We start from the raw sequence: 3,910 nt of genomic DNA, 5'->3' as shown, positions 1-3,910 counted from the left end.
TTGATTGTATTTCTCAATATTTTTGAGAGTCTGAGAAATTTTAATAGTTTTCAACAGTGGAACTGAACCTTCATTTTTATTAGCATAAGCAGGGTTAATGAAAACGCATTTACCAGCAATTAACTTCAGAAATTGAGCCGATTCAAAAAGCTTTCTAGTTTTTTCTTGGTCACTAATACTAGTGCTATTATTTTTACCCCCAGTAGAACGGCTTTTTTGCTTGTACTTAATCTCTTCATCACCCAAGAAGTTGGAGAATAATTGCGCTGACTCGTTCTCACCAGGATTGAATATAAACTTAGTGCTGCAAGCACCAAGGATAGCCTTAGCGATATCTTTACCGTAGTTCTTCTCAAGCTGCCCCATATTTTGAAAGCCGATAATACCGCAGAAGCCCTCAGAACGAGATTCATTCAGCCATCTATATAAATCAGGCAGATAAATAGACGGTAATTCATCCAGTGCAACGATGAGTGGATCTTTCCGCTTAGAAGCAATATTTCGGGCGATGGTCATGTGTAAGATGCTGGTCATGAGAGGCCCTACTGCATCCCGGCGTTCTCTGTCCAACCCAAAGATAATCATTTGCTTACCTTTAATTTCCAAAGGTAAAGTTGTCTTGCCGATGAAGCAGCCTAATGTGTTTTTCGCCATGAATCGGGTAAACATAATACTGGCGGTAGCAACAATGCCTGCAACAGTCTTTTCAGATGCAGCAGAACTGAACAGTTGCCCAAAGGCAATTTTCACCCAAGGGTTAAGGGAAGCAGCCATGAGGCGTTTGACCATTTGTTCGCTAGAAAGTATCGCGGCGCAAGTCATAACATCGGCGTAATCGCCAAATTCTTTAGCTAACATCAGAATTGCCTGAGTCAGCTGATCCCCTGAAGGGCCAAAGAACCCATCTTCAGTTGAATTGCCCAGAAGTCGGAAATTCTTATTAATGACGGTTGAAATTTGTCGGGATGATTCGGCATCACTACTATCCCGGAGAAAATCTAAAGGATTGCAGACTTCAGATTCAGGGAATCCCGGTGCAAAGATGTGAACATCATAGCCCTTGTATTTGGCGTAGGCAGCAACTTTCGCTTGAGAAGGATACTTAAAGTCATAAACTATACATGGAAATTCCTGATCAATTGCCGAGTAAATCATCGGGTTAATGGCGCTGAATGTTTTACCACTACCGGGAGCGCCGATGACTGCCGTACCCCGTTGCACATCAGGGATATAGAAAGTAGTGCCACCACCTTTTCCCTGATGCTTACCAATGTAAAGTGCCGCACTATCACATTGGGGATTGACGATTTGCAAGATGGCTTTTTTCTGAGCAGTAGCAGTTTCTTTAGCTCCACCCCAATAAGAAGTAGCAATTTTCTTCTTGTTAGAGTCGCCAAAAAATACCCTCATCAAAATATAAGCACCAAGTAAGGACAAAACTGTTAGTCCATTGGGGGTGAAAAGAGGGTGAGTGTACTTGCCAATTGCGTCATCAGGATTTTGTAATTGCTCAAATCGAAATCCTTGAGGATTAGCACTATTTATTTTGAAAGATTTGCTCATTTTAAGGTAGAGAATTAGGTTCACCAAGAACGATAGGGTCTTTCTCCTGGTACTCAATAAAAGGCACAGGCCCAATGAAGTAGGGGCTGCAAGTACGACCAATGAAGGGTATAGTTTTGCAGATGCGGAAAAACATAGCAGTCTTGACAGAACCACTTGCTTCATCAATATTCCAAACTACTTGTTTAAAACTAGAGCCAAAGGGGTTCCTGCCAGTAGGCTCTTGACCATCATTAAGAGCTTTTAAAATGCCAAATCCACCATTAACCTTTTGGAATTTCCCGGATATCCACTGTGTTCCAGTAGTCTTACCAATGCCTTCCATTTCCGTATGAGCGCAATTATTTTGTAGACAGGGAACATTAAAGCCATCTTGGTAGCTACCAGATATGGAACGGGTACGGTTAGCTTCAATATCTCCCAATGGCAGATCAACTTTGGCAACAAATGAAAGGTCAAGTGTTCTCAACCCCGGTAAATTATCCCAGGTGAGTGTTGATAATCCCGGTACACCATCAATTCTGGAGTCTTGCCAATTGGCAAAGCGATTTATTGATGCGTTCTGGATATTAGAAATCGATGTCAAAGGATAATTTCTTAAATTAATTACTCGACCAAGTTGAACATTACTTAAATTGTCATAACGCCCCAGATTAGCGATTGTACCGCCATTAATGCCAAATCTTCTCGCAAAATCACGGATAGGTATAACACTCAATACGTTTCTGTTACCCAAATTAGGAACGGCTCTGACCAAATTTGGCAAGGTCTGCCATCTTGTTAATTGAAAATCATCTAATGTTAACCCACTTAAATTGATTCCTTGTACTGAAGCTATAGTTGAGAGATTTAAATTTTCTATTGCTAATTGAGGTGTTTCAAAATCCCCTAGTTCCATAAACTCGCTAATGCTTTGTCCTGCCGTCCAGGTTCTAGTTTCTGTACCTCTTGTGCCTGGGTAGGTAACACTGTTACTTTCAGAAATAATCATGTCGCTGAATTTGAAACGCGACCAATCAGGAGTAAACCCATTAGGGGAATTGATAACGGGTACTTGTGCAGAGGCTTTGGGCATGATTAACCCAATGGTTTGATTGAGTAACCCATATTTTATGAAACTATGAATCAATAAGCTACCTACTAAACCAAAAAAAATAAAGTAACGTAAGGCGTTATCATTGGGTCGTAAAAATGATTTCATAAGCCATTACCTTGTGTTAAATTATCAGAACTATTACTCAAAGTAATTAATTTATTAACTAAGTTTTGAGAGACAGAAGCCTTATTAGCAGCAGTAAAAATATCATCACCTGCTTGTAAATAACCAATTAACTTTTGCAAACGTTGGTGTAGTTCATCTTGCTGATTCATCCATCCACTTTTAATAGCGACAACAATACCGCCTCGAATTTGGTTAATTGTTTGCTGTGTTTTAACTAATGATTGCAATTGAGGTTTCGGGGCTGTTTGTTCTCGTGCCACATCAAGAAGGATCGTTACCTGACTATATCTAGGAGTGCCATTACTTGTTGCTAGTCGAAAACTGTAAGTCTTGCGTTCACCAGAGGATGACTGCGTAACTACTGTTAACAAAGTGGTAGATGTTTGCGGTATTCCGGGAATGTTTACTCTCTTGATCCGCCGCAGATGAATCAGCCCAGCGCCGGGGTTAGAGCAATTCTTACCCAGTCCCTCTAAGCAACCATCTGTGTCAAGCAGGATTTGCGATGGGTCGTCTAACCAGACTTTTTTGATAGTTTCGCCAATTTCATAGAAAGAAATTGCTACACCGTGACCATTCCAAACGTTAATAGTTTGTAGTTTGGCCTGCGTCCCACTAGCCATTGATTGAAAGATGGTGCGAACGACTGGTGCGGCAATTGTGGATAGTGGTACACAAGCAACTGCGAGAGCCAACGGTATACTAATCAAAAAGTTTTTCATGGCAACTCCAGACTGCGATTCACTAAAATCGTGACTTTAGTATCTTTGGGTATATACAAAATATTGCTCCCAGGAGCAATTTCTGTATTGGCAGTCTCGGTACGTTTCCCCTGAATGTCACTCAGTTTCCCAAATGCACCCTCTAAGAATGCCCCCCCTATATCACGTCTAGATGATGAACTACTTGAACTGTTGTAGCTATTGCTAGAAGAATTGATGATACTGGTGGTATCTGATTGGTTCAAGACCCCACCAATTTTACCTAAGCCGCTAAACAGACTCAACATTATATCGTTGGACACCTCCCCCCCTTTGTTTTGGTATTTCTTCGCAATCAAAGGTTTGGCCCCGAATGGCACTAAGAAAAGCCGAAACCCTTGCGGTTTAAGCAGTTTGCAACTGC

3 protein-coding genes and 1 pseudogene are annotated in these 3,910 nt (G+C 41.2%); all 4 read right to left on the bottom strand.

Annotation, left to right across the window (positions count from 1 at the left end):
• On the bottom strand, positions 1–1,563 hold a 1,563-nt coding region (locus ACFFAP_RS36965; protein ID WP_375515860.1), incomplete at its 3' end, for a type IV secretory system conjugative DNA transfer family protein.
• A 1-nt stretch (position 1,564) separates the two neighbouring features.
• Positions 1,565–2,764, bottom strand: a complete 1,200-nt coding sequence (locus ACFFAP_RS36960; protein WP_375515859.1) for a hypothetical protein — start codon at positions 2,762–2,764, stop codon at positions 1,565–1,567.
• The gene (locus ACFFAP_RS36955) at positions 2,761–3,507 is read right to left on the bottom strand and encodes a hypothetical protein (protein WP_375515858.1); all 747 of its coding nucleotides are present in this window, start codon (positions 3,505–3,507) and stop codon (positions 2,761–2,763) included. Before ACFFAP_RS36955 ends, ACFFAP_RS36960 begins: the two co-directional genes overlap by 4 nt.
• Positions 3,504–3,910: pseudogene (locus tag ACFFAP_RS36950) on the bottom strand (hypothetical protein); the annotation flags it as partial. The gene ACFFAP_RS36955 and the pseudogene ACFFAP_RS36950, both read right to left, overlap by 4 nt.

Origin of the sequence: uncultured Nostoc sp., from assembly GCF_964245575.1 — a bacterium.
GTDB lineage: Bacteria > Cyanobacteriota > Cyanobacteriia > Cyanobacteriales > Nostocaceae > Nostoc.
The sequence above is the reverse complement of the archived record's forward strand: the minus strand, read 5'-3'. Positions and strand labels throughout refer to the sequence as shown.

Excerpts from the sequence above, each read along its gene's own strand:
- ACFFAP_RS36960 (WP_375515859.1), bottom strand. The coding sequence starts at position 2,764 with ATGAAATCATTTTTACGACCCAATGATAACGCCTTACGTTACTTTATT.
- ACFFAP_RS36955 (WP_375515858.1), bottom strand. The coding sequence starts at position 3,507 with ATGAAAAACTTTTTGATTAGTATACCGTTGGCTCTCGCAGTTGCTTGT.